This is a genomic window from Lancefieldella parvula DNF00906 (assembly GCF_000758945.1).
Classification (GTDB): Bacteria; Actinomycetota; Coriobacteriia; order Coriobacteriales; family Atopobiaceae; genus Lancefieldella; species Lancefieldella parvula_C.
Map to the genome: position 1 here is coordinate 42,894 of NZ_JRND01000021.1, position 25,214 is coordinate 68,107.

At 51.0% G+C, this 25,214-nt stretch carries 16 protein-coding genes; 13 read left to right on the plus strand and 3 right to left on the minus strand.

Annotated features, from left to right (window positions below; all coding sequences use genetic code 11):
- Positions 1–117: 117 nt before the first annotated feature.
- The 13 genes from HMPREF1647_RS04650 (at position 118) to ychF (ending at position 18,914) form a co-directional block, all read left to right on the plus strand.
- The gene (locus HMPREF1647_RS04650) at positions 118–1,305 is read left to right on the plus strand and encodes a tyrosine-protein phosphatase (protein ID WP_035432509.1); all 1,188 of its coding nucleotides are present in this window, start codon (positions 118–120) and stop codon (positions 1,303–1,305) included.
- Between the two features lie 188 nt (positions 1,306–1,493).
- A complete protein-coding gene (locus HMPREF1647_RS04655; RefSeq protein ID WP_052039143.1) occupies positions 1,494–3,419 on the plus strand; it encodes a BglG family transcription antiterminator in 1,926 nt (641 codons plus the stop codon).
- 2 nt (positions 3,420–3,421) lie between these two features.
- On the plus strand, positions 3,422–3,754 hold the full coding sequence (locus HMPREF1647_RS04660; RefSeq protein ID WP_035432511.1) for a PTS sugar transporter subunit IIA: 333 nt from the start codon (positions 3,422–3,424) through the stop codon (positions 3,752–3,754).
- A gap of 12 nt (positions 3,755–3,766) precedes the next feature.
- Positions 3,767–4,090, plus strand: coding sequence for a PTS sugar transporter subunit IIB (locus tag HMPREF1647_RS04665; RefSeq protein WP_035428454.1), 324 nt, complete (start codon positions 3,767–3,769; stop codon positions 4,088–4,090).
- A 67-nt stretch (positions 4,091–4,157) separates the two neighbouring features.
- Positions 4,158–5,531, plus strand: a complete 1,374-nt coding sequence (locus tag HMPREF1647_RS04670) for a PTS sugar transporter subunit IIC (protein ID WP_156095549.1) — start codon at positions 4,158–4,160, stop codon at positions 5,529–5,531.
- An 82-nt stretch (positions 5,532–5,613) separates the two neighbouring features.
- Positions 5,614–6,705 (plus strand): DUF871 domain-containing protein, encoded by a 1,092-nt coding sequence (locus HMPREF1647_RS04675; RefSeq protein WP_035432515.1) that lies wholly within the window; start codon positions 5,614–5,616, stop codon positions 6,703–6,705.
- 236 nt (positions 6,706–6,941) lie between these two features.
- On the plus strand, positions 6,942–8,267 hold the full coding sequence (locus HMPREF1647_RS04680; RefSeq protein WP_035432517.1) for a PTS sugar transporter subunit IIC: 1,326 nt from the start codon (positions 6,942–6,944) through the stop codon (positions 8,265–8,267).
- A gap of 435 nt (positions 8,268–8,702) precedes the next feature.
- Positions 8,703–11,186, plus strand: coding sequence for a tRNA (adenosine(37)-N6)-threonylcarbamoyltransferase complex transferase subunit TsaD (gene tsaD / locus HMPREF1647_RS04685; RefSeq protein ID WP_035432519.1), 2,484 nt, complete (start codon positions 8,703–8,705; stop codon positions 11,184–11,186).
- Positions 11,187–11,196: 10 nt separating this feature from the next.
- Positions 11,197–13,230, plus strand: coding sequence for an NAD(+) synthase (locus tag HMPREF1647_RS04690; protein WP_035432521.1), 2,034 nt, complete (start codon positions 11,197–11,199; stop codon positions 13,228–13,230).
- Positions 13,231–13,998: 768 nt separating this feature from the next.
- A complete protein-coding gene (locus HMPREF1647_RS04695; RefSeq protein ID WP_035428429.1) occupies positions 13,999–14,289 on the plus strand; it encodes a co-chaperone GroES in 291 nt (96 codons plus the stop codon).
- Positions 14,290–14,410: 121 nt separating this feature from the next.
- Positions 14,411–16,048, plus strand: coding sequence for a chaperonin GroEL (groL, locus tag HMPREF1647_RS04700; RefSeq protein WP_035432523.1), 1,638 nt, complete (start codon positions 14,411–14,413; stop codon positions 16,046–16,048).
- 294 nt (positions 16,049–16,342) lie between these two features.
- On the plus strand, positions 16,343–17,752 hold the full coding sequence (locus HMPREF1647_RS04705) for a 4Fe-4S dicluster domain-containing protein (protein WP_035432525.1): 1,410 nt from the start codon (positions 16,343–16,345) through the stop codon (positions 17,750–17,752).
- 97 nt (positions 17,753–17,849) lie between these two features.
- Positions 17,850–18,914 (plus strand): redox-regulated ATPase YchF, encoded by a 1,065-nt coding sequence (gene ychF, locus HMPREF1647_RS04710; RefSeq protein ID WP_035432527.1) that lies wholly within the window; start codon positions 17,850–17,852, stop codon positions 18,912–18,914.
- Between the two features lie 164 nt (positions 18,915–19,078).
- Here ychF and HMPREF1647_RS04715 read toward each other — a convergent pair whose 3' ends face one another.
- The 3 genes from HMPREF1647_RS04715 to HMPREF1647_RS04725 all read right to left on the minus strand — a co-directional run bounded on the left by HMPREF1647_RS04715 (position 19,079) and on the right by HMPREF1647_RS04725 (position 24,978).
- Complete coding sequence (locus tag HMPREF1647_RS04715) at positions 19,079–20,767, minus strand: LCP family protein (RefSeq protein ID WP_052039144.1); 1,689 nt, start codon at positions 20,765–20,767, stop codon at positions 19,079–19,081.
- 218 nt (positions 20,768–20,985) lie between these two features.
- Positions 20,986–22,812, minus strand: coding sequence for an Ig-like domain-containing protein (locus tag HMPREF1647_RS04720; RefSeq protein ID WP_035432529.1), 1,827 nt, complete (start codon positions 22,810–22,812; stop codon positions 20,986–20,988).
- 462 nt (positions 22,813–23,274) lie between these two features.
- Entirely contained in the window at positions 23,275–24,978 is a 1,704-nt protein-coding gene (locus HMPREF1647_RS04725) for a Cna B-type domain-containing protein (RefSeq protein ID WP_035432532.1), read from the minus strand.
- Positions 24,979–25,214 lie beyond the last annotated feature (236 nt).

Consider the following 25,214-nt stretch of genomic DNA (forward strand, 5'->3'; position numbering starts at 1 on the left):
ATAAAACTTAACCGTTCATGTAAACCCTACCCGTTTTAACAGGTGGGGTTTCTCGCCAGACATATAGTTAAAGCACTGTGCTTTTGACATGCAGAAACAAGAGAAAAGAGGCGAGAAATGCAAAAGTTACAGAAGCGGTTTACTGCGGTTTTGAGTATGTTCATGGCTCTGGTGCTCTCGTTTATGTTGGTAGGGTGCAACGTTGCACCTTCTCAGCAAGAGAACAAGCCCGCGGAGCAAACGCAGCAGAAAGAACTTACAACAGGGGCGCTTGCTGCTACGCATGAGACCAAGTTTGGTGGTGTTTATCTGGATATTACCATCGAGGACTTTAATAAGATGGGCTTTGAGTTTGGCGATAGCGTGGATGTTACGTTTAGCAACGGCTACAAGCTTACCGATATTCCGTACTATAACGGCTACTATACTAAGACTGGTGAGGCTTTGATTAGCGGGTATCCCGGATATCCTCATATTGACGTATGCGTGAACAACGGAGACCCTCTGTGGGAAACCGCCGGTCTTAAAGAGGGCGATACCGGTACCGTAACTCTGCACGAGAAGCAAAAATACGCAACAGTTCAAAAGGCTCTTGGCGCAACATACACTAAAAATCGTTCCGACTATGCAAGTGACGAGGTCTTTGCTAACTTCCGTGCTATGAGGGGCGGAAACATGGCAGAGAATGTGATGTATCGTTCGGCATCACCTATTGATAACCAGAACAATCGTGCACCTTACGCTGCTGAGCTTGCTCAAAAATGTGGCGTTCAATACATTTTGGATCTTGCTGATAGCAATGAAGAGATTGAGGGTTATTACCAGAAAGCCGATTACGATGTTTCTTGGCATAAGGGACTATATGAGGCCGGAAACGTTACTGCTTTGGACTTGAATGCAAATTATCGTAGTAAAAAGTATGCTGAGCGTCTGGTTGCAGGCTTGCGCGAGATGATTAAGCATGAGGGACCGTATCTTACTCACTGCACGGAAGGCAAGGATCGCACGGGCTTTACTTGCGCTTTGCTTGAAGGTCTTTGTGGTGCATCGTATGAGGAAATGCGCGATGACTATATGGCCACTTATGACAATTATTACGGTATTAGCGAGAAGAACGACAAAGCTCGCTACGATGCTGTTGTAGAGGTTAAATTCAATGACATTGCTCTTTGTGTTGGTGGGCAGCCTCTGGGTGGCTCGCTTGACGGTTTAGATTACGCGGCTGGTGCTCGTAAGTATCTGACCGACGCTGGAATGACTGATGCCGAGGTTGATCAGCTCATTGCAAGACTGACAAAGAAGTAGTGGTTGTGGCTGCAACTGCAAAGAACTGACAGGTTAGTCACCTGGCGAGAGGAGCGATCTTCTCGCCAGGTTTTTAATAACAAATTTAAATAATGTTATGTGAAGTTGATTTCCTTTTACCGTTGGCGGAATTGGAAATGGAAACGTCAGAGCCCCTTTTTATAATTTGTTAAAAAGGAGGGTGCGTCATGGATGACAAACTTGTTCGTCTCATAACGTGCTTGGCAAAACAGGAAGATGTTTCTACATCAACGCTGTCTGAGTCCTTATGCGTCTCCGAGCGCACCGTGCGTGCATATATCAAGCGTGCAAAAGAATTACTCTCAGGTATTGCTGAAATTACAACAATAAAGGGTCAGGGTTATCATCTTGAAGTTCTTAATCCTGAGCTCTTGGATTGCTGGCTTAATAAAGAAGATCAGTTACCTCAGACTTCTAATGAGCGTGTGGCATATATATTGGACGATCTGCTTAATCGAAGCGATTGGGTTACGGTAGACGAGTTATCAGAGATTCTTTACGTTTCTCGTAAGACTATCTCGGCTGATTTAAAACAAGCTGAAGAGTTTCTCGCCAGATTTGACCTGCGCATCATGCGTAAATCGCATTATGGAATTCAGATTGGAGGCACTGAATTTAATAAGCGACTCTGCCTGGCAAGTCTGGTAACAAGCGAAGCATATTCGGGCAGCTGTCACGCCACGGTAGAAAATAATGAACTTATTGCTGATGTAACAAAGCTGGTTGTCGAATGCATTGAATATCATGGCGTTAGCTTAAATGATTTTGCTATTAGAAATCTTGTTATCCATATTGTTGTAGCAATTAATCGTATAAAAAAGCAACGCTATATTGTTGGTCAAGAAGACTCGCTTAAGAGGATTCAGTGTTCGTATGAATACACCGTGGGGCAAAAGCTGGTAAATCGCTTGTCGTCTGAGTTTGATGTTGAGTTTCCTCAGACAGAAGTTGCCTATATTGCAATTCATTTGGCATCTAAGAAGATGTTTAAAGATATCTCTGAGTCTCCAAATCTAGTAATTACCGATGACGTATTTGCAGTTACGCGTCAGATGATTGATCTGGTATGGAGTAGTTTCAGATTTGATTTTAGGAATGATCTTGAACTACATATGAGTTTAGCCAGACACATTGTGCCACTTTCCGTTCGATTGCACTATAACCTGCAGATAGAAAATCCACTGCTTACTGACATCCAGTATCGAATGCCTTTGGCATACTTGATGGCCATGGAGTCGTCAACAATCTTGGCCAAAGAGTACGAAGCAACTCTCAGTGAGCATGAAGTAGCTTATCTGGCCCTGGCATTTGCATTGGCTTTGGAGCGTAAACGTACTGAACTGCCAAAAAAGAATGTACTTTGTGTATGCGCAACAGGTCTAGGTACTTCAAAGATTTTGGGAATTCGTATCAAAGAGGAATTTGGACCTTATATCGGGTCAATTACTACGTGTAATTTGAGTCAGATTTCTCAGATTGATTTTTCACATATTGATTACGTGTTCTCTACCGTTGAGATTGAATCTCCTTTGCCAGTTCCTGTGTGTTATTCGGGGTTCTTGCTCGATGACATTAATAAAGACTTGTTAGTTAAAGACTTGCTTCGTCGAGATGAACAAGAGGAGTTTGCTAAACACTTTAGCGAGCATCTTTTCTTCTCACATCTTGCGTATAGAAGTAAGGAAGAAGTACTTAACTTTTTGGTCAATCAATTATGCAACAGTGAGAGATCAAATATCTCTGTTTCTGAAGATGAGTTCAGAGCTCTGGTTTTTGACCGCGAAACTTTAGCAATGACTGCTTTTGGAAACTTAGTTGCACTTCCGCATCCTTCGCGCCCGGTATCTGAACGTACTTGTGTAGCAGTTGGTTTATTAGATAACCCAATTGACTGGGACGGTCATGACGTAGCTGCTGTGTTTTTGATTTCAGTTTCTTGTTCAGAAGACGAGAAGACCCGTCTATTTAACAAGAACATGGCGTCCCTTCTTATGGATAAAGAGGCAATTTGTTCACTTGTAAAGCATCAAAGTTTTTCGAATTTTGTTGATCAGATTACATCGTCAGGTGATGGTTTGAGAAAGAGGGGATAGGAATGGATGAAAGAGAGGTAGAGGCTATTGTCACCAACTTGGTTGTGCATGGTGGAGATGCAAAAAGCTATGCAATACAAGCAATCAAGTGCGCTCGTTTAGGAAAGTTTGACCAGGCAGATGAATTGTTGAAACAGAGTTCAGAATCGTTAAATCGAGCGCATGAGTTTCAGATGGAACGGATTCAGCAGGAAATTATTGGACAGGATAACAAGCCACTATCTTTGCTGATGGTCCACGGACAAGATCATTTGATGTGTGCTCTTACCACACACGATTTGGCAGTGCAAATTGTTGAGCTTTGTAAGCAAGTAACTACGAGCAGCGGTGAGTGAAAGGAAGTAGGTATGAAAAAGATTGATTTGTTTTGTAGTGCAGGTATGTCCACAAGTATGCTTGCAAACAAGATGCAAGAGGTTGCTGATGCCCATGGCATTCAAGTAAAAGTCGAGGCCTTTTCTTCTACCGCGATTGATTTCCAGGTAGAGCACGACACTCCCGATTGCATTTTACTGGGACCCCAGGTTCGTTTTAGCTTTGACGATGTAAACGCAAAATACGGAGCAAAAATTCCTGTTGGCGTTATTGAGTCAGCGGATTATGGCAACTTGAACGGCGAGCGTGTGCTTAAGATGGCCATTTCTTTGATTAAGCGTGGTTCTACTGCATAGGGTTTCTCGCTATACGTTTTATCTGTGATTTTATAAAAAATGGAGAGTTGTTAGTTTGGAGGGTTCTATGAAAACGATGGATGTGTTTGAAAAGCGACTTATGCCGCTGGCCGAAATGATTGGTAAAAATAAATACCTTTTGACCATGCGAGATTCGTTTGCAATGGTCATGCCAATCCTGATTATTGGCTCTATGTTTACTTTGCTTCGCAACTTCCCAATTCCTGCATGGATTGATTTTTTGAAGACTACGATGGTTCAGCCAGATAAATCGCTGTTTGCTCTGCTGGCTATTCCTTCCGCATGTACTGTTTCGCTCATGGCAATCTTCCTGGCCTTTAACATTGGCTATAACTTTGCCGAGCACATTGGTATTAAAGACCGTGCGTCAGCGGGTATTGTTTCTTTGGTAAGTTGGTTCATCCTTATGCCTCAGGTAACTGAGTTTTCACCTGAAGAAGGCGTAGAGCCATTCCTGGTAGACAGCATTCCTCTTGCATGGACGGGTGCAAAAGGCGTCTTCATTGCCATGATTGTGGGATTTTTTGCAGTAGGCGTGTTTGGCTACATCATTAAAAAAGACTGGACCATTAAGATGCCAGAGGGCGTTCCACCTACTGTTGCCCGTGCATTCAGCGCTCTTATCCCTATGACCGTTGCATTTACCGCCGTATGGCTGGTTGGTATTGTCTTTATCATTTCCCCATGGGGCAATGCCTTTAGCTTTATTTATGCAATCCTTCAGGCTCCTCTAACTTCACTTGGTGGAACTGTTTGGGCATTGGCATTTAGTTATGTTTTGGCAAGTGGATTCTGGTTTATTGGTATTCATGGTTCCAGCGTTACTGGTTCAATTTACACACCAATTCTTACCGCACTTTCGCTGGAAAATCAGGCCGCATTTGCTGCTGGTGCAGCTCTTCCTAACATTGTTAACCGTGAGTTCGAGACCTTCTTTGCAACCTTTGGCGGCGGTGGCTCGACGCTCTCTCTGCTGATTGCAATGCTTCTATTCTGCAATTCCAAGCGTATTAAGGATTTGGCAAAGATTTCTGTTGCTCCTGGTATCTTTGGTATCAACGAGCCTATTATCTTTGGTCTTCCTATTGTTCTTAACCCTGTTATGTTGATCCCCTTTATTCTTACTCCAGTGGTCAACATCATCATTGCGTACTTCATCATGGATCTTGGTTTAGTACCTCTGTGCAATGGCGTCATGCTTCCTTGGACTACTCCTCCTCTGGTTTCTGGTTTCCTGCTGAGTGGTTGGCAGGGCGCTATCCTGCAGCTCTTCTTGATTATTCTGGGAATCTTTATTTATCTTCCTTTCATCAAGACATTGGATAAGGAATACCTGAAGGAAGAAGCTGCAGCTTCCGAGGAATCTTCTACTGAGCTGGAAGACTTTGACTCTATCGATCTTGATTCTGTCGTGCTGTAAAACTTTTGTATTTGAGCTGTGCCTGGTGCAACGCCTAAACGCTGTGCCAGGTATCAGTCTGTATGCTTGATTGGAGGAAGTGATGCATAGGCTTGGAATTTCTCTTTATCCAGAGCACTCAACACCTGAAGCCGATGATGCCTACATGGCATTAGCAAGTAACTATGGTTTCTCGCGCATTTTCACATGCTTACTTTCTGTGGATAAGTCACCAGAAGAGACAGTAGCTGAGTTTTCACAGTTTATGGACCGCGCTCATGGGTATGGGTTTACTGTTGCAGTGGATACCAACCCGCGCGTATTTCAGCACTTAGGGGCAACGGCAACTGATATTTCTGTTTTTGCCAAGATGGGCGTTGATATTATTCGTCTTGATGGGCATTTGGGAGATCGTCAGGACATTGCTCTGACAAGAAATCCTTACGGCATTGCCGTTGAGTTCAACGCCAGTCAGATGCTGTCGCTTGATCTACTTATTGAGCGCGGTGCATATCGTCGCAATATGTGTGTTTGTCACAATTTTTATCCACAGAGATTTTCTGGCTTGAGCGAGAAACGCTTTATTGAATTCTCCGAGCATTATTTTGGTATGGGTTTAACTCAGGCAGCATTTGTAACGAGTCAGCAGGATAACACGTTTGGTCCATGGCCGGTTTATGACGGTCTTCCTACCTGCGAAGATGATCGTACTCGTTCAATTGATTTGCAGGCAAGACACCTGTTGGCAACTGGCCTTATTGACGACATTATGATTGGCAATTGCTTTGCTTCTGAAGAGGAGCTTGCCACATTAGCCGCTGTTGATACTACTAAGGTAACGTTCAAGGTTGAATTTGATTCTGGTGTAACTGAGGTCGAGAAGAACGTTTTGTATCAGTTCAACCACGTAACGCGTGGTGATGCATCTGAGTATTACCTGCGTTCTTCAGTACCTAGGATGTTTGAGTATTCCACTTCGATTCCTGCTCGCGAGCGCACAGATTGTCATATTAAACGCGGAGACGTATTAGTAGTGAATGACAACCTGTCTCATTACCTGGGAGAAGTTGAAGTTGCTCTAAGAGATTTTGAGGACGACGGAACTCGTAATGTTGTAGGACGTATCCCAGAAGACGAGCTTTTCTTGTTGGATTATGTGAAACCTGAATTCCCGTTTGGATTTGTTAAAGACTAGCGGGGTTGTTTGGTTGTAACGTCCATGCTGAAATGGAAAATTAGTCGCCTGGCGAGAGGAGCGATCTTCTCGCCAGGTTTTTTAATAACAAATTTAAGGTATTTGGAATGGGTTTGGTGTTGTTTGCAGGTGAATTTTATGTGAATGACCCTGTGCTAGACGGCTATCGTTGCATTTGTTATAAGATTCTCATTTCTGAATTTTGTAGGGATTTACGTGCTGTTTTTGGGGACTGTATGAATGTAGCGCAAGGCCTAGAGAAGAAGCTTATGCCAATGGCGGAGTTGGTGAGTAAGAATAAATATCTTCTTACTATGCGCGACTCTTTTGCCATGCTCATGCCAATCCTTATTATCGGATCAATGTTTACGCTGGTAGGCAATCTGCCAATTCCTGCGTGGGTTGATTTCTTGAAGTCCACTACGATTCAGGGCAAGTCGCTTTTCTCGCTGTTGGCCATTCCTTCTGCCTGCACTGTTTCGCTCATGGCAATATTTTTGTCGTTCGAGATTGGCTACAACTTTGCTGATCAACTTGGTTTAGAGGATCGAGTTTCTGCTGGTATGGTTTCGCTCGTCAGCTGGTTTATTTTGATGCCTCAGGTGACTGAGTTTTTGCCCCAGGGAGCTTCTCAGCCATTTTTGGTGGAGAGCATTCCTCTTGCGTGGACCGGCGCGAGGGGTGTGTTTGTAGCGATTATCGTGGGCTTTTTGTCGGTGTCCATTTTTGGATTTGCTATCAAGAAGAACTGGGTCATTAGGATGCCGGAGGGCGTTCCTACGTCTGTTTCGCTTGCGTTTAGTGCTCTGGTTCCGATGGCTCTCACGTTTGCCGCAGTGTGGGCGAGTAGCGTTTTGTTTGCACTTACCCCTTGGGGAGATGCGTTTAACTGCATTTATTCGATGTTGCAGATTCCACTGACCATGCTTGGCGGAACCGTGTGGGCCTTGGCGATTGCTTACATCATTCAGGGCATTTTCTGGTTCTTTGGCATCAATGGGTCAAACATTACTAGCCCCATTTTTACTCCAATTTTGACTGCACTTACGCTGGAAAACCAGGCCGCCTTTGCCGCCGGCACTGCGCTACCCAACATTATCAATCGAGAGTTTGATGCGTTCTTTGCGCTGTTTGGTGGCGGAGGATCAACCCTTTCGCTGTTGATCGTGATATTTTTGTTCTGCAATTCTCGCCGTGCAAAAGACATTGCAAAGATCTCCATTGTGCCTGGTATTTTTGGTATCAATGAGCCGGTTATGTATGGACTGCCGATAGTTTTGAATCCCATCATGGCAATTCCTCTGATTTTTACGCCGGTTGTTAACGTTTTAATTGCGTGGTCCGCAATGAGCGCCGGCTTGGTGCCTCTGTGCAACGGTATTATGCTGCCTGGAAGTACCCCTCCATTGGTCTCGGGATTTCTTCTGTGCGGATGGCAGGGTGCTTTACTTCAGCTCGTATTGATTTTGCTTGATATGGCAATCTACCTGCCGTTTATTAAGGCTCTGGATATGCAGTTTCTCAAGGAGGAAAAGGGAGCTGAGACAGAGCACGCAGTCTAGGTGCTGCGGAGACATAGTGTGCGTTGAAGGCAGCTCTGGGTGAGCTGCCTTTTTTCTGTTTTTCAATGTTATGAAAATGGCCCACCGCATTTCAGGACGCATTGCGTAGCCTTGGGTGGGCGCTGATGGATTAACTATAAACCAAATAGCAAGATTGCCTAGAGCAATAGGGTGGAAACCGTAAATTCTCTATAGCAATCATTTTTATTCACTTTCGCAGTTTACGTGTAGAGTATGGGCTTCAAAGTGTTTATCGCCAGCCAAGGTTTTGATTAGGTACTGATGTATATACGCGCCGGTAGATAAGTCGGTGCATAAAAGTTTTGCGGGGTTGGGACTTGCGCTGTTTGCGGGCGTGGCTTGGCGTATAGTTATAGAGTTACAAGAAGAAATATTGGCGTGATACAAGGCGTTTTTACGCCGAGAAGAGTGTTTATGCTTGCTATAAAAAATGAAACAAACGTAGTGCTTGCGGTTGATACGTCTACAGACATGCTGGCGTGTACGGTCGCGCGTCTGACCAGGCGTGATGCCGCTGCGGCGGACAGCGTAGCGGCCGCGGACGGCGGGTTTGACGTTGAGGTGCTAGCGTCAACGGATCACCTGTGCCGTCGCCAGGCAAACGTGGAGCTTGTGGGCTCGGTCCAGGAGGTGCTTAAGGCTGCTGGTCTGACCATGACCGACGTTGACGCTGTTATCGCAGGTCGAGGACCTGGATCGTTCACGGGAGTACGCATTGGCGTGGCTACCGCAAAAGGCATTGCGTGCGGCTCTGGCCTGCCACTTTACGGCGCAAGCGCACTTGATGCCATGGCGTTCAGCGCGTGGAAGGCGGGCGTGCGCGGCACCGTTGGTGTTGTTGCAGACGCCATGCGCGGCGAGGTCTATCCGGGCATCTACCTGCTGGATGACGCTGGAGCACATAGAACTTTCCCGGTGGAGACCGTCCTCAAGGCAGACGCTTGTGTGGAGGAGTGGTCGAGCAGGACTGATAAGGACCAGATCACGCTTACGGGCAATGGTTTAGTGAAGTACCGTGAGCGTTTTGAGCGCGCGGGTTTCTCGACATATACCGATGAAGCAACGTGGTTTCCAACAGGAGAAGGCCTGGTACGCGCGGTATGTATGCCCGAGTATCAGCAGGCGGGTGCGGGCGATCCGGCGTTGGTGCTGCCCATTTACACGCGACTTTCGGACGCGGAGGAGTCGGAGCGCAAGCGTTTGGGTCTCAAGGAGCCGGCAACGGTGACTTTGACCGGCGTGGATGATGCGCTGGCTGATATTCACCTGCAGCTTCGTCCGATGACGATGAACGATCTGGATCAGGTGGCGGAGCTTGAGGCGGCAACATATGCCGACGCTGCGCATTCGGCCTGGTCAAAGCAGGTGTTCTATGACGAACTCTCGGGCGTTGGGCGCAGCTGGTGGCTGGCTCACGACCGCGGAACGGTTATTGGCTTTGCGGGTGGTCGCCTGGCAGGAGCTCAGTTTGAGGTGGAAGAAGTGGTGGTAGCGCCCGAGCGTCGTCGCCAAGGAATTGCATCCAAGCTGGTAGAACGCGTGGCATACGATGCCCAGATGCTGGGCGCATCTACAATCACTCTTGAGGTGGAGGAAGATAACGCTCCAGCTCAGGGCGCCTATAACAAGCTGGGATTTGTTGAGGTTGGTCGTCGCCCGGGATATTACGGTCCAGATTGTGCGGCGCTTTTGATGACGGCACAGCTGCCTCTAGCAGTTGGTGTTGGCTTTGAGGCCAGAAATCCCGAGCCCCATGCGTCAGTGCGTCCGTGGCCTATTGTTGCAGGTGAGCGTTCTGAAGAGACGCTTGCAGCACTGCGCAAGGCGGGGGATTTGATTCTTAGTCTTGAGTCCTCGTGCGACGAAACTGCCATGTGCATCATGGATTCGCATGGCGTGGTCTGCGCAAACGTTGTCGCAACGCAAATTGACTTCCACGCTCGCTTTGGCGGCGTCGTGCCCGAGATTGCTTCTCGCAAGCACACCGAGGCTATTGTGGGTCTTTTCGAGGAGACCTTGGCCCGCGCGGGCGCGCACTTTGGTTGCGACACGCTGGTGCCGTCTGACCTGGCCGCCGTTGGTGTTACTGCAGGTCCAGGCCTTGTCGGCGCGCTTGTTGTAGGCGTGGCGTTTGCCAAGGGCTTCTGCGTGGCCACTGACCTGCCGCTTATTCCCGTTCATCACCTGGAAGGCCACTTGCTGGCCAACCTGTTTGAGACGCCTGACCTGGAGCCACCATTTGTGGCCAGCCTGGTCTCGGGCGGCAATACTATGCTGGTACACGTGCGCGCCTGGGGAGATTACGTGGTCCTGGGCTCCACTATTGATGACGCTGTGGGTGAGGCATTTGATAAGGTTGCCAAGGCGCTTGGCCTCGGCTATCCAGGTGGCCCTGTGATCAGCAAACTTGCAGCTCAGGGCAATCCTAAGGCCATCCGCTTCCCGCGCGCGATGATGCACAGCGGCGACTATTCCTTTAGTCTTTCCGGCCTAAAGACAGCCGTTATTACCTACATTGAGGGCGAGAATCGCGCAGGTAGAGCAATCAATCTGCCTGATTTGGCTGCCTCTTTTGAGCAGGCAGTTATTGACGTGCAGGTTGCAAAGGCTAAAACCGCTGTTGAGGAGACGGGCGTCTCCGATTTCTGCGTGGGTGGCGGCGTAGCTGCAAACCCCGCACTTAGAGCTGCATATAAGGAAACCTTTGGTCGTATGGGCGTTCGAGTAACGGTGCCTCCGATGTCGGTTTGTGGCGACAACGCCGCAATGATTGCCGTGGGCGCACTTCGTAGCTACCGTACGAAGGGTTTCTCGCCATTGACCTTGGACGCAAACCCCAACGCGCAGCTGGGATCGTGGTCGTCGGATGCGGCACCCGTTGTCCCAAGCGGCATGTAAGGAGGCAATTGTGCAAGACGGATTCATCAAAGTTGCAAGTATCACGCCGCGCGTTCGCGTGGCCGATGTGGCGTTTAACGTGGAGAGCTGCCTGGCCGCCATTGAAGAAGCCGCAGGTAATCGCAGCGCCAAGGTGGTCGTGCTGCCCGAGCTTTGCATCACGGGCTACACCTGCGAGGATCTGTTCTGGCAGGACGCCCTTCTGGACGCTGCCGAGCGCGGCTTGGTCTCGATTGCCGCTCGCACGGCCGACGTCGACGCGTTGCTGCTGCTAGGACTGCCTGTTCGCGTGGCTAGCAAGCTCTACAACTGCGCCGCCGTTCTCTTTAGGGGAGAGCTGTTGGGTCTGGTGCCCAAGCGTTACGTGCCCATGTACAACGAGTTTTACGAGGGCCGACACTTTGTTCCTGGTCCCAAGACCGTCACGAGCGTGGACTTTGGCCTGCTCGGCGAAGTGCCGTTTGGTACCAACCAGCTGTTTGCGTGCGACACCATTCCTGAGCTGGTCGTGGGCGCAGAGATCTGCGAGGACCTCTGGGTGCCCATGCCGCCGTCAAATGCGCACGCCGTCGCCGGCGCCACGCTGATCTGCAACTTGTCCGCCTCGCCCGCGCTGGCTGGCAAGTCCGCGTACCGTCGTCAGCTGGTTGCGCAGCAAAGCGCGCGTCTGATCTGCGGCTACGCTTACGCGAGTGCAGGCGAGGGCGAGTCTACGACTGATTTGGTTTTCTCGGGCCATGATCTTGTTGTCGAGAATGGCCGTGTGCTCGCCGACTCCGGCGTGTTTGGCGAGGGTATCGCCGTGTCCGAGATTGACGTGCTGTCGCTGGCGGCCGACCGCAGGCGCATGTCGACGTTTGAGGTTGCTCCGACGCCGGAGGATTACAAGCACCTGACCACGTATTTCTCGCTGGAGTTTGACGGCGAGGGCGGCAACGAGCACGCCGCCGCAGGTCACGGGCACGACAGCGAAGGCGAGGGCGTCGAACTTGCTATCCGCACGCCGCTGACCAGGTACGTTGACCCACATCCGTTTGTGCCCGCGATGGATGACGCTCGCACAACACGCTGCGAGGAGATTCTGTCGATTCAGGCTCACGGTTTGGCTTCAAGACTGGCGCATACCGGCTCTGACCACGCGGTTATTGGCATTTCGGGAGGACTTGACTCTACGCTGGCCCTTCTCGTCACGGTGCGAGCGTTTGACCAGCTGGGATACGACCGCTCGGGCATTGTAGCTGTGACGATGCCGGGATTTGGCACCACGGACCGCACGTACACCAACGCTATTGAGCTGGTGCAGTCGCTTGGCGCTGACCTGCGCGAGATTTCCATTGTGGATTCCGTGCTGCAGCACTTTGCCGACATTGGCCACAACCAGGATGTTCACGACGTCGTGTACGAAAACGCCCAGGCTCGTGAACGCACGCAGATCCTGATGGACGTTGCCAACCAGGTGAGCGGCATGGTTATTGGCACGGGCGACCTATCCGAGCTGGCGCTTGGTTGGGCAACGTATAACGGTGACCAGATGTCCATGTACGGCGTGAATGCTTCGGTACCAAAGACGCTGGTCAGGTACCTTGTCGATTACTGCGCAGACGCTTATGAGGAGCAGGGCGAGGACGAAATTGCTCACGTTTTGCGCGACGTTCTGGACACACCGGTTTCTCCTGAGCTGCTGCCATCCGCGGCAGACGGTTCCATTGAGCAGAAGACGGAGGACCTGGTTGGCCCATACGAGTTGCACGATTTCTTCTTGTTCCACGTGCTTCGTCATGGAAGTGGTCCACTCAAAGTTCTACGTCTTGCTGAATGTGCGTTTGGCACAGGCACTGACCAGGAGATTTACGACCACGAGACTATCGTGCGCTGGCTAAAGGTGTTCTACCGTCGTTTCTTCTCGCAGCAGTTCAAGCGCTCGGCGATGCCTGATGGACCAAAGGTTGGCTCGGTTTCGCTGTCTCCGCGCGGCGACCTGCGCATGCCATCCGACGCTTCTAGCTCGCTTTGGCTCTCTGAACTGGAGAGCTTGGAGGCGTAAGCGCGGCAGATCGTAGCGCGGCAGATCGTAGCATGCGGCGATAGCGCGGTAGCACGCATTTCTTAGGCGTTCAGTACCCGGCTATTCATGTATATGAATAGCCGGGTACTTTTATGCAGGTTGATTTTTGCTACGGGTGGGGAAGAGATGGTTTTGGCCCAAAAATGACCCCGAAGTGGTAAAAAATGCGTTTAGTTGGAGTTTACAGAAATAACAGGATTCTATGCATCGAGTCTACCTGCTGTTTTGCTTTGGACAAATAATCAGAAATCTGGATAGAATTTGCCACCTGGTAAAATGTAGATGCGATTTTTCTGAATACTCCATTTCATCCCCAACTAAACGCATTTTTTACCCAAATTGGACCCTCCCAAAGAGGCGCTCATTTTTCCTATGCAAAATCACGAATATCACTAGAAGAATATGCACGCAGCGAATATTTGCACCAAAAATTATGCTAATGGCAAGAAATTGCAGGTGAAGACCACCTGGCGCTCGCGCCTGCCGACGCAAACCGCGTCTACCAGCAGCTCAGCAGCATCGCGCGTCTGTACGCAGCCCGCACGTCGCCCGCGCTCTGCCCGCACCTACCAGACTGCGCATAACCGTTGACGGCTTATACTGCACACCTACAGAAAATCTAAGTCGGTTTTGTAAGATTTTCACAATATTTCGTATAAATTGTTTTCCCGTGTGGAATAACTAATAGCGTTGGAAAAGGGCGCTTGGCGCCAATATCGGGCTTGGCCCGAAAGGGAGGTTTTCATTATGAATTTGAAGCCACTTGGAGATCGTGTTCTGGTAAAGCCTGCTCCAAAAGAGGAGAAGACATCCTCTGGTCTCTACATTGCATCTGCAGCTCAGGAGCTTCCTCAGCGTGGCGAGGTCCTCGCAGTTGGAACTGGCAAGCTTGATCAGAATGGCAATCGCATCGCTCTTGATGTTAAAGTCGGCGACCAGGTATTTTATGGCAAGTTCGGCGGCACCGAGGTCAAGGTAGACGGCGAGGAGCTCCTACTTCTTCGTGCTGACGACATCCTTGCAGTCCTCGAGGACTAATCGCTCGTAGCTCGTTTGCTCTCAGCTCGTTTGATCGTAGCTTGTTTGCTCGCAGCTTAGTCGCTTGCATCTTTGTTCGTCCGCTTTTTACTTGTAAGTTCAGCTATTTTGGAGGAATACCATGGCTAAAGATATCGATTTTGGCACCGACGCTCGTGCCAAGCTTGCTAAGGGCGTAAACACCCTGGCAGATGCCGTAACCACCACTCTTGGACCTAAGGGTCGCTACGTTGCTCTGCAGCGTTCTTACGGCGCACCAACCATCACTAACGATGGCGTCTCCGTTGCTCGCGAGATTGAGCTCAAGGACCCAGTAGAGAACATGGGTGCTCAGCTGGTCAAAGAGGTTGCAACCAAGACTAACGACACCGTCGGCGACGGTACCACCACCGCAACCCTGCTTGCACAGGTCATCGTTAACGAGGGCCTCCGCAACGTTGCAGCTGGTGCAAACCCAATCGCAATTCGCCGCGGTATCGACAAGGCCGTTGAGGCTGTCGTCGCTCAGATGAGGGGCATCGCTAAGGAAGTCTCAACTAAGCAGCAGATTGCTTCCGTTGGTACCATTTCCGCAGGTGATCCAGTCATCGGTGGCAAGATTTCCGACGCTATGGACGTTGTCGGCAAGGACGGCGTCATCACCGTTGAGGAGTCCCAGACCTTCGGCATCGACATCGACACTGTTGAGGGTATGCAGTTTGACAAGGGTTACGTTTCCCCTTACTTCGCAACCAACAACGAGACCCTCACCGCTGAGCTGGACAATCCTTACATCCTCATGACCGACAACAAGATTTCCTCCATCCAGGATATCCTGCCTATCCTTGAGGCTGTCCAGAAGCAGGGCGCACCTCTGCTCATCATGGCTGAGGACGTCGACGGCGAGGCTCTGACCACCCTCATCCTCAACAAGCTCCGCGGCGTTCTGAACGTCTGCGCAATCAAGGCTCCTGCATACGGCGACCGTCGTAAGCGCATGCTCGAGGACATCGCTATTCTCACCGGTGGCCAGGCAGTCATCAAGGAGCTCGGCGTCAACCTCAACGAGATCAGCGCAGAGATGCTCGGCCGCGCTAAGTCCGTCAAGGTTACCAAGGAGACCACTACCATCGTTGGTGGCGCTGGCTCCAAGGAGGCGATCGACGACCGTATCACCCAGATCAAGGCTGAGATTGAGAACACCACCTCTGACTTTGACCGTGAGAAGCTCCAGGAGCGTCTTGCTAAGCTCGCCGGCGGCGTCGCAGTCATCAAGGTTGGCGCAGCTACCGAGGTTGAGCTCAAGGAGATCAAGCACCGCATCGAGGACGCACTTCAGGCAACTCGCGCAGCTGTCGAGGAGGGCATCGTCGCAGGTGGCGGCGTTTCCTTCCTGGCTGCTTCCTCTGTCCTTGATAGCGTTCAGACCTCTGACGCAGACGAGAAGATCGGCGTTGAGATCATCCGCAAGGCACTTGAGGCTCCAGTCCGCACCATCGCTAACAACGCTGGCTTCGAGGGCAGCGTAGTTGTCGAGAAGATCAAGGCACTCCCAACCGGTCAGGGTCTTGACTCCGCTTCCGGCCAGTATGGCGACATGATTGAGATGGGCGTTCTTGACCCAGTTAAGGTCACCCGCACCACACTCCAGAATGCAGCTTCCGTTGCATCCCTCATCCTCATCACCGAGGCAACTGTTTCCGAGATGCCAAAGGACACCACCATCGAGGAGTCCATTTCTCGCGCAGCTGCTCAGGGCGGCCAGGGCGGCATGTACTAATCCGCGCCTTCGCGTCATTTCAATCGGGTCCAGCCTCTCGCTGGGCCCGATTTTTTCTACCGTCGCAACAACTTGGCGAGAAACCCGTCTTGTCGCAGGCGAGAAACCCGTCTTGTCACGACTGCAACGTTTATCCGCTCATCGTCCATTAATCGAAATCGTATGAATGTGACGTCATTTGAGCGGAATTATTGGTCGCTACAGGTTAGAATATTTATTTGCGACTACGCTTGGTCCATGCGACCAGCTCGCATACTTGAACCATCCGCCACGCGCCAAAGGAGAGGAGGCACCATGGCTCAGAACCAGAATCGTAACGAGGAGCGAGATTTTCTCGACGACCTCATTGATATCCAGGACTCCCTCCAGGTGCTCTCTAACCCGCTCGACGCGCTGATGGGAAGCCTGTCTATTGACCCAAACACGGACAAACCGTTCGAGCCAATGGACTACAAGGAAATCCCCTGGTCAAACGCTAATCGCTGCCTGAGGTGCGCCTCGGGAAAAGCCGAGGCATGTTCTCGCTGTCTTGACGTTTGCCCAGCTAATTGCATTGATATCCACAACCAGTCCGTGCGCATCGACGACGAGGCGTGCCTGCAGTGCGGCCTCTGTGTTGCTGCGTGCCCAACCGAGACGTTTAATACGCGTCGCCACACGTCCCGCATGCTATATGACCAGGTAGCTCGCGCGGCTTCCGCGTACGAGCAGTGCTACATTACCTGTACGCGTGCTCTGGCGAGAAAACCTGAGGGCAATGAGATTTGCCTGCCTTGCGTGGGTATGCTCTCGGCCGACATTTGGTTCTCGATCCTTACGGACTTTGACAACGTAAGCGTTTACCTGCCGTTGGGTGTTTGCGACCGTTGTCGCACCACCACTGGCGAGGAGGCATATACCCAGGCAATCGCTACCGCTGAGGAGTGGACGGGTGCTACAGTTGGCCTCGAGGTCGACGGCAATAACCTCAACCACAACTTCACACGCGCCTATATTCGCTCACAGTTCATCTCCAACGCGATGAACGGTGCAGAACGCCTGGTATCTGCGTCGACGCCTATTCTCGCAGGCGCCAAGGCAATTGCTGATCGCATTAACAATCACGCTCGCTCCCTGGATAAGCTTCAGACGCAGCTTGATGACGTGATGGGTCTTCGCACCACCGACATGAGGCAGTCCATGCTCACGCAGGATCGTCGTCTGGTCATGGGCGCCCTCCAGCACGATCCAGACCTGGCTCCTTACGTGAAGCTCGAAGCTCCTATCTGGGATTCCAGCAAGTGTACGGTTTGCGGAGACTGTAAAAACACCTGCACAACGCATGCAATTGACATCGACGAGCGCGGTAAGTTAACCATTAAGATGCCGTTCTGCGTCAACTGCGGCGCCTGCGAAATTGTCTGCCCAGAGCCTGGTGCGCTTACGATGGTGCCGATGAACACTTCTGAGCTAGTTGTTCGTGATCGCAAGGCCGAGGAGACCGAGCGTCTTGAGGCTTTGGCTCGTCGCAAGGCTCGCTTCATTTTTGACACCGGCAAGGAGCAGCTCAAACACCTGGCGGATTCAATCACCGAGGACTCGAATGAGGAAGCCGCCGCACATCTTGCTACAGACGCTGCTGCGGGCTTCGCTGCGGATTCCACCAGTGCTTCGAGCTCGGCTACCGCCGCACAACAACCTCCAAAAGAGGATAATGTGGAGTAGCAAGTAGCGCGTACACAGCACAACGCTTCTAGCTGCTCGTTCTTCTCGCCAGAAACGCAAGTAACCGTAACCGTCCACCGACAACAAGAGGACTCACATGTCGCTTTCAATTGGTATCGTTGGCCTGCCAAACGTTGGTAAATCCACGCTGTTCACCGCGCTGACCCGCAAGGGTGGCCTGGCCGCAAACTATCCGTTTGCTACCATCGACCCTAACGTGGGCATCGTTGACGTACCAGACGCAAGGCTTCAGAAGCTGGCCGAGATTGTCAATCCTGGTCGCATCATGCCTGCAACCGTTGAGTTTGTGGACATCGCTGGCCTGGTCAAGGGTGCAAACGAGGGCGAGGGTCTGGGCAACCAGTTCCTGGCAAACATTCGCAACACCGACGCTATCTGCGAGGTTGTTCGTTACTTCAAAGATCCCGACGTCATCCACGTTGAGGGTCGCGTCAATCCTGACGAGGACGTTGACATCATCCAGACGGAGCTCATCCTCGCTGACCTGGGCACCATTGAGCGCGCCTTGCCTAAGCTGGAGAAAGAGACCAAGCGCGATAAGGACCTCCAGCCCAAGCTTAACGTGGCAAAGCGCCTTCAGGAGTGGCTGAACGAGGGCAATCGCGCCGCTGACATGGAGATGACCGACGAGGAGCGTCTGGCTGCTCGCGATCTTTTCCTGCTTACCATGAAACCAATCCTGTATGTCGCAAACGTCGACGAAGACATGCTCACCGAGCCCGCTCCTGTCATTAATGGCGTTCAGTCCATCCCTGTTTGCGCAGGTGTCGAGGCTGAGCTTGCTGACCTTGATCCAGAGGAGGCTGCAGAGTACCTGGAGTCCCTGGGACTGGAGCACTCCGGCCTGGAGACGCTTGCCCAGGCAGCATACAAGCTACTTGGCCTGCAGAGTTACTTCACCGCTGGTCCTATGGAGGTCAGGGCGTGGACCGTCCGCATTGGCGCTAAGGCTCCCGAGGCCGCCGGCGTCATCCACTCCGATTTTGAGCGCGGTTTCATCAAGGCTGAGGTTGCCAGCTACAACGACTACGTTGAGCTGGGCGGCGAGGCCGGCTGCAAGACTGCGGGCAAGCTACGCATCGAGGGCAAGGAGTACGTGGTCGAGGACGGCGACGTCATGCACTTCCGCTTTAACGTCTAAGCCACAAAACTGCTTACGGTAAACGTAAAACGGGCGAGAAGACCGATCTTCTCGCCCGTTTTTGTGTGGGGTGGGGTAGCGCGCTGTGTGGCGCACGCTGTAGCGGGTCGCAGGCTGCGTATCACCGCGTGTCGTCAAGTCGCCGCGGGTCGTCGTGCGGACCGCTAGCGCTTAGGAGCCTGATCGGTGCCCAGGACCACGGTGATGTCCACGTCAGTTGGGTAGGAGCCGTCGTTTGCCTTGATGTTAGCGGTAGGAATGTCCAGCGCTTTTGCAACGCCAACGGCCTTTGCCAGGCCCGTACGCGTGCCGTCGTAGATGATAATCGAGTCGGTTGGATGCTCCAGAGAGCTGTCGGCGTAAGCGGTGTAACCCTTTGTCTTGAGGATGCCAGCCTTCTGAGCTGCAAGCCCTTGAACGTCGGTGCCGTTAAGCACGGCAACTTCACCGGTATAGTCAGGCTTGATGCTGTCGATAGCAGAAGGGTCTCCTCCAACGGTGCCCACAACGCCTGTGGTTTCGTCAGTACTTGCATCCTCCAGAGGAGGCAGCGCCTGGTTTACGCGGTCCATCATGGTCTTCCACGCGCTCTTATCGACAATCTCATACCACACGTCATCAATGAGCTCGGACGTTGTCGGCGTACGCGCGGAATACATATCCTTGGAGGTATCCATGCCCCTGAATGACATGGCCAGGCCCACAATATCGGTAACGTTAAAGTCGGTAGTCACGCTCTCGGCCATGGTCGAAACGGCACCGGACATAGAAACAGGGTCCAGCTGCAGGACTTTCTTAGCAATGGCCGTCAAAATCATGCGCTGGTTAGCCGCGCGGTAGAAGTCGCCTGCGCCGTAGTTGTCGTATGCGTGACGACTGCGAGAAAGGCCGAGCGCTTGCTGGCCGTTGAGCTGCTGCTCGCCGGCAGGAAGGTCGATACCTGAGTATTGCATGTCAGAGACGGCTACGGGCAGGTTGACCGTAATGCCGCCGATGGAGTCCACAATCTTGGTGAACGACTCAAAGTCTACCTCGGCATAGTGCGAGATGTTGACGTTTGCCAGCTTGGAAACGGCCTCGACCATTCCGGATGCGCCGCCATAGCTGTATGCGGAGTTAATCTTTTGCTTTCCGTGTTCTCCCAGGTCAACCATAGTATCTCGGGGGATAGAAATCAGGGTAATCTTCTTATTCTTGGGGTCCACGCGAGCCAAAATGATAGTGTCGGCGCGGAAGTTTGCGTCGGAATCACCCCAGTTCTCTGCACGCCCCTCGTCCTTATCGACACCAAGAAGCAGCATGTAGAACGGGTCAGACGGAGCAACCTGTACCAGCGTAGCCTGCAGGTTTGCGTCCAAGCCCTGTCGGAGCTTTGAGTTAGTATCCAGCATCCACCACGCAAACGCTACGCCTGCTACCAGCAGCAATGTTCCCAGAATGCCGGCAAAGATCTTAAGACCACGACCGCGAGAAGAACCTTGGCGCTTCTTGGAATATGCGCCCACGCCTTCTGCGCGCGAAGGCGCATGGCTCACGGCACCCGCTCGATGTGCAGCAAAGTGGGTGTGTTTTTGCTGCTGAGCTGGGGCTTCTTCGGGCCACTCGTCGCCAACGTTGGTCTGGCCAATCAAAGGCTCGCGCGTAAACCTGGAGCCGTGGGATTCGTGATTGTTGCGAGCAGAACTTGCACCTGCGCTTCGAACGCTGCCCAGCGTGCGAGGTTGATATGCGCCCTGATTATAAGCGTCATAATCGTCCTGTGCGAAGTCCTCTGTATCGTACTCAGGGGTATCTTCGTACCTATCACGGCTGTTGTGACCGTGATTTTGAGATGAATGTGACCTTCTGGCCATTGGGGCTCCTTTGTGTTTAATCTGCGTTTGCCCAATGCGTTTTGTCAAACATCTACTATACGCAATTTTGCGTCTTTGTGCTGCATGGAAACAAACCTGCCACAAAAAATCCCCGCTTCAACGTGTGAAGCGGGGATGTGTGCGAGAAGTTCGTGGAGCTTGGCGCGAGAAGTACGAGCAACTATTGCTCATGTCGTTACTTACTGCGCAACGCTGTCTTACTTACGACGATCCTTCAGAGCATAGCCAAGCGTCGTAATAACGCTGCCCACGGTAGCTACTGCAACAAGAGCGATCTCGGAGAGGTCACCAGTCTCAGGAAGCTTTGGCTGCTTCTTCTTTGGCTTCTTTGGAGTCTCTGATGGAGGAGTTGCAGGTGGGGTGTTTGGTGGTGTATTTGGTGGGGTATTTGGTGGCGTGGTAGGAGGAGTGTTTGGTGGAATCTCGGTGTTGGTAACCGTGAAGCCATCAGTCTGGTTGCCCGAGACTGCACTGGTATATCCAGCAGGAACATTCTCTTCTACTACGGTGTAAGCAATAACGTGACCGTCTGTTGCATCGTTGCGGAGAAGACCGCTAAATGTTGCAGCCCAGTTATTGGTCTGGTCAAGAGTGACTGTCTCGGTGCTAGCAACGCCGTCTTTGTAGAGCCTGACGGTAACAGGACCGCCGACAGTTCCCACCCATGTCTTGTTGACCTGTACGTCAACTGTTGGGGTCTTCTCGTCTTCAACGGTCTTAATAACGCCGGTGGTTGCAGAAACGGTGAGGTTATACGTATCGGTATTGAGCTGATAGCCATCAGGAGCGGTAATCTCCTGAACACTGTAGGTGCCAGCAGGGAGTTTCTCGGTGGTAGCGGTACCGTCTGCACCAGTGGTAATAGTCCAGGTCTTAGATGGATCAGTGGTGCTGGTTACCTTAAAGACTGCGCCAGCAAGCTTGGTGTTGTGGTCGTCCTTATCCACCTTGATAATGCGGATTCGAGCGATGATGGTAGAAGTACCTTCTCCACCGGAAGTTGCGTTGCGATATACCCAATCGGAGCTCCACTCAGGCTTGTCGGAGTACATCTTGATGAGGTTACGCAGAGCAACACCTGGAACGTACGTGGTGCGATACTTGAACTTAAAGCTCTGACCGTTGCTGAGGTCTATGCCAGAAAGGTCAAGATCAAACGACTGTCCATCAGGAGAAATAGTGAGCATACCTGGGGTAATAGGGATACGCGTATCGGTTCCTGGGATGGTTGAGCCGTACGAGTCAAAGCGAGCGCTCCAAAGCTCAAAAGAGCCTGGAACATACCTAATCTCTGCAGGAAGATCTCCGCCGCCCTGGTCAAGGAGCTGGTCGTGTAGACGGACGTTGTGGAAGTTCCCACCAGAGTAGTTGATGCGGCCGGTCCATTGAATCTCGTTTGCGTTGCCATCAACAATCTTGCCCCACTTGGAAAGGTACTCAGTACCAATGGTGCCAGGAGCAGTGACATCAAACGTTACAGGAACAGGGTTGCCAGAGACAGTAAAGATAAAAGACTTGCCGGTACCTGTCTGAACACGCTGCGAATCAATGGTAAAGCCAAGTCGAGCGGTACCGCGCAGGTCAGTGTGGTTGTTAACGTAGTTGGTAAAGACAACACGCATGTTTCCACCAAAACCACCGGTACCAGGGTTGACATGAGCTACTGCCATAACCTCGCCGGTTGCTGCATCGGTGATGTTAAAGGTAGACGCAGGATTAGCTGCGGTAAACCTCATCTCGTTAGGGAGGGTGACGTCAAAGTAATCGCCCGGCTCTACGTTAGCGTTTGCAGAGGCGTCCCACGTCATAGCAATGGCATACACATTTGCCTTGTTAACTTCGGTAGCTGTTTTACCAAAACGATCTTCAACTCTAAACTCTGTAATGGTTGCGACAACCGCTTTAGGGGTGCCTGTAGCAGCTTCAGTGCTTGCAGTCTCAGCAAAAGCTGATTTTGCAGCAAGCGGAAGCGCCAGGACCAGCATGAAGACAAAACTTAACAGCTTAAACAGTCGTTTGTTCATCAGGACTCCTTTGCAATAGATGCGTCTATTTTCACCTATTACAAAGAGAATTTATTTGAGATTCTGTATATATTTATATAGCTTTTTTAAAGTTCAAATATTTATGCAGGTACAAGGAATTTATCGGTTCTTTTTCTGATACCTTTTAAATAAAGTACAGCTAAATTCACAGGTTCTTCACAATTGTTCACAACAAACATTCTGCACTATGTGCAGCTTAACGTAATAAAAATGGATAAATATTACCTCTAGTAAATTCAAATGCTGGACATTAGTCACTTTTTATACGTGATTCCGAATAGGTCATTTTTCTGTATGCAATTAAGGAGGCGAGAAGTTCTGTGGAGCCTTGCAAAATAGACGGTTTTCTCGCCAAAAAAGAACGCCTTGCCACGAGGACAAGACGTTCTTGTAACGTTGCGTGGAGCTGCGCGCCTGTGCTGCTACAATTGCGTGCCAGACTTACTTGCGACGCTTAAGTGCAACTGCGCTGCCCAGTGCTGCCAAAGATCCAAAGAGGACGCCTGCGACAGAAGATGCATCTCCGGTGTAGGGGAGGTTGGACTTCTTGCGAGTCTTAGCAGGCTTCTCTGGAGTTGGAGGAACCTGGGTGTTGGTGACTACAAAGCCCTGAGTTGCGTCGCCAGTAATCTGGCTGGTGTAGCCGGCTACCTCGTCTTCAGAGATGGTGTAGGTAATCTCGGAGCCGTCAGCAGCATAAGCCTCAAGACCTGTGAAGGAATCCTGCCAGTTGTTGTCAGAGCTCAAGGTAAGGGTCTTACCAGTGTCAACGCCGTTTGCAAGCAGGTGAACAGTTACTGCTCCGCCCTCTGCACCATTCCAGACTTTCTGCACAGGAATGTCTGCATGAGCGTTCTTCTTGTTCTCAATAATCTTGATAGTGCCGGACTGATTGTCAACGTTTACGGTGTAGACCGTAGCGTCACGCACATAGCCATCTGGAGCGGTGATCTCTTCGATGGTGTAGGAGCCGGTAGTGAGCCTCTCGGAGGTTGCAGTTCCATCGGCGCCTGTAGTAAGAGTCCAAGAATCAGCTGGGTTAGCAACGCTTGTTACCTTAAAAGTTGCGCCTGGAAGCTGGGTAGTTGCGTTGTCAGCATCAACCTTGATAATGCGGATGCGGCCGACAAGATTGCCGATTGCGCCGCCGGAGTTGCTTGGAGAGTAGTAGGTAAAGCCAATCTCACTTCTTGGAGCACCGCCAGCGTTGGTAAGCACACCATAGTTATGCAGAGCCATACCTGGGATAAAGGTGGTGCGATACTGCAGGAGGTAACGCTGACCCTGGGAGAAGTCAACGCCGCTCAGGTTAAGGTGGTAGGAGTGGCCGTCAGCTGCAATAGAAAGTGCACCATTAGGAATGGTGACCTCCTGAAGGTTGCTGAAGTTACCCGTTCCATCAAAGTCTGCACGATAGAGGTGGAAAGAGTTAGCAATGTAGGTTACCGATGCTGGCAGGTCGCCGCCGTTTCTATCAGAGAGGGAGTCAGAGAACTCAACGCCAGTCATGTTAGAAGCGGAGTAGTTAAGACGAACATACCAAAGTACCTCGGACTCGGTACCGGTAACAGGGCCGCCCCACTTGTTGAGCCACTCTTGGCCAATGGTGTTCTTTGGACGAATAATCATGTTGAGAGGAACAGCGGTGCCGTTAACGCCAAAATCAATGTGGGTATTATCGCCAGCGTTGATGGCGTCGCGGTCGTAGAGAGCGGACAGCGAGAAAGTACCCCTAATCTGGGTGTGGGTGTTTGCATAGTCTGTATAAACAACATGCAGAGTTCCACCGAAGATGCTACCTGCTGCTGGAGTTGGATAAGCCCACGCTACGGTTGCACCGTTAGGATCTTTAACTTCAATTGGAGTTGTGTTTTGTGTGGCAGTGAACTGGACTTTATCGGGCAGAGTAATATCAAAATAGTCACCTTCTGCCACGGTAGATGCGGTAGATTCCCAGTTAATTGTAATATGGTACAGATTATCAGTGGTAATCTCATTTACTGGTGTATAGGTATCATCAGCCACAGACATGCTGGTAATTTGAACCGGTGAAACAGTTGCAGCAGAAGCGAATGTTGTCACAAAAGTAACAACAATCATAAATGGCACAAGAAATGCACCTAGTCTGACCAGTACTTTTTTCATAAACTAAACTCCAATTCGTCTTGCGAGCGTGAGAAAATTATTACAGATAGGTACTTAAAAACTGTTACCAGTTTTTGTCGTCACAAAACAATTACATTTTAAATTACCGTACTTTTGACCTGCTCTTCTCGCCATATTCTGTGTTTTATAATTGTTAGAAATTAGTAGCATATCTCGTCAGATTATAGAACTTTGCCGTCTTTTGTTTGCGCAGAATAAGAAGACTTTTTGGCGCG

Excerpts from the sequence above, each read along its gene's own strand:
- HMPREF1647_RS04650 (WP_035432509.1), top strand. The coding sequence starts at position 118 with ATGCAAAAGTTACAGAAGCGGTTTACTGCGGTTTTGAGTATGTTCATG.
- HMPREF1647_RS04655 (WP_052039143.1), top strand. The coding sequence starts at position 1,494 with ATGGATGACAAACTTGTTCGTCTCATAACGTGCTTGGCAAAACAGGAA.
- HMPREF1647_RS04660 (WP_035432511.1), top strand. The coding sequence starts at position 3,422 with ATGGATGAAAGAGAGGTAGAGGCTATTGTCACCAACTTGGTTGTGCAT.
- HMPREF1647_RS04665 (WP_035428454.1), top strand. The coding sequence starts at position 3,767 with ATGAAAAAGATTGATTTGTTTTGTAGTGCAGGTATGTCCACAAGTATG.
- HMPREF1647_RS04670 (WP_156095549.1), top strand. The coding sequence starts at position 4,158 with ATGAAAACGATGGATGTGTTTGAAAAGCGACTTATGCCGCTGGCCGAA.
- HMPREF1647_RS04675 (WP_035432515.1), top strand. The coding sequence starts at position 5,614 with ATGCATAGGCTTGGAATTTCTCTTTATCCAGAGCACTCAACACCTGAA.
- HMPREF1647_RS04680 (WP_035432517.1), top strand. The coding sequence starts at position 6,942 with ATGAATGTAGCGCAAGGCCTAGAGAAGAAGCTTATGCCAATGGCGGAG.
- tsaD (WP_035432519.1), top strand. The coding sequence starts at position 8,703 with ATGCTTGCTATAAAAAATGAAACAAACGTAGTGCTTGCGGTTGATACG.
- HMPREF1647_RS04695 (WP_035428429.1), top strand. The coding sequence starts at position 13,999 with ATGAATTTGAAGCCACTTGGAGATCGTGTTCTGGTAAAGCCTGCTCCA.
- groL (WP_035432523.1), top strand. The coding sequence starts at position 14,411 with ATGGCTAAAGATATCGATTTTGGCACCGACGCTCGTGCCAAGCTTGCT.
- HMPREF1647_RS04705 (WP_035432525.1), top strand. The coding sequence starts at position 16,343 with ATGGCTCAGAACCAGAATCGTAACGAGGAGCGAGATTTTCTCGACGAC.
- ychF (WP_035432527.1), top strand. The coding sequence starts at position 17,850 with ATGTCGCTTTCAATTGGTATCGTTGGCCTGCCAAACGTTGGTAAATCC.
- HMPREF1647_RS04715 (WP_052039144.1), bottom strand. The coding sequence starts at position 20,767 with ATGGCCAGAAGGTCACATTCATCTCAAAATCACGGTCACAACAGCCGT.
- HMPREF1647_RS04720 (WP_035432529.1), bottom strand. The coding sequence starts at position 22,812 with ATGAACAAACGACTGTTTAAGCTGTTAAGTTTTGTCTTCATGCTGGTC.
- HMPREF1647_RS04725 (WP_035432532.1), bottom strand. The coding sequence starts at position 24,978 with ATGAAAAAAGTACTGGTCAGACTAGGTGCATTTCTTGTGCCATTTATG.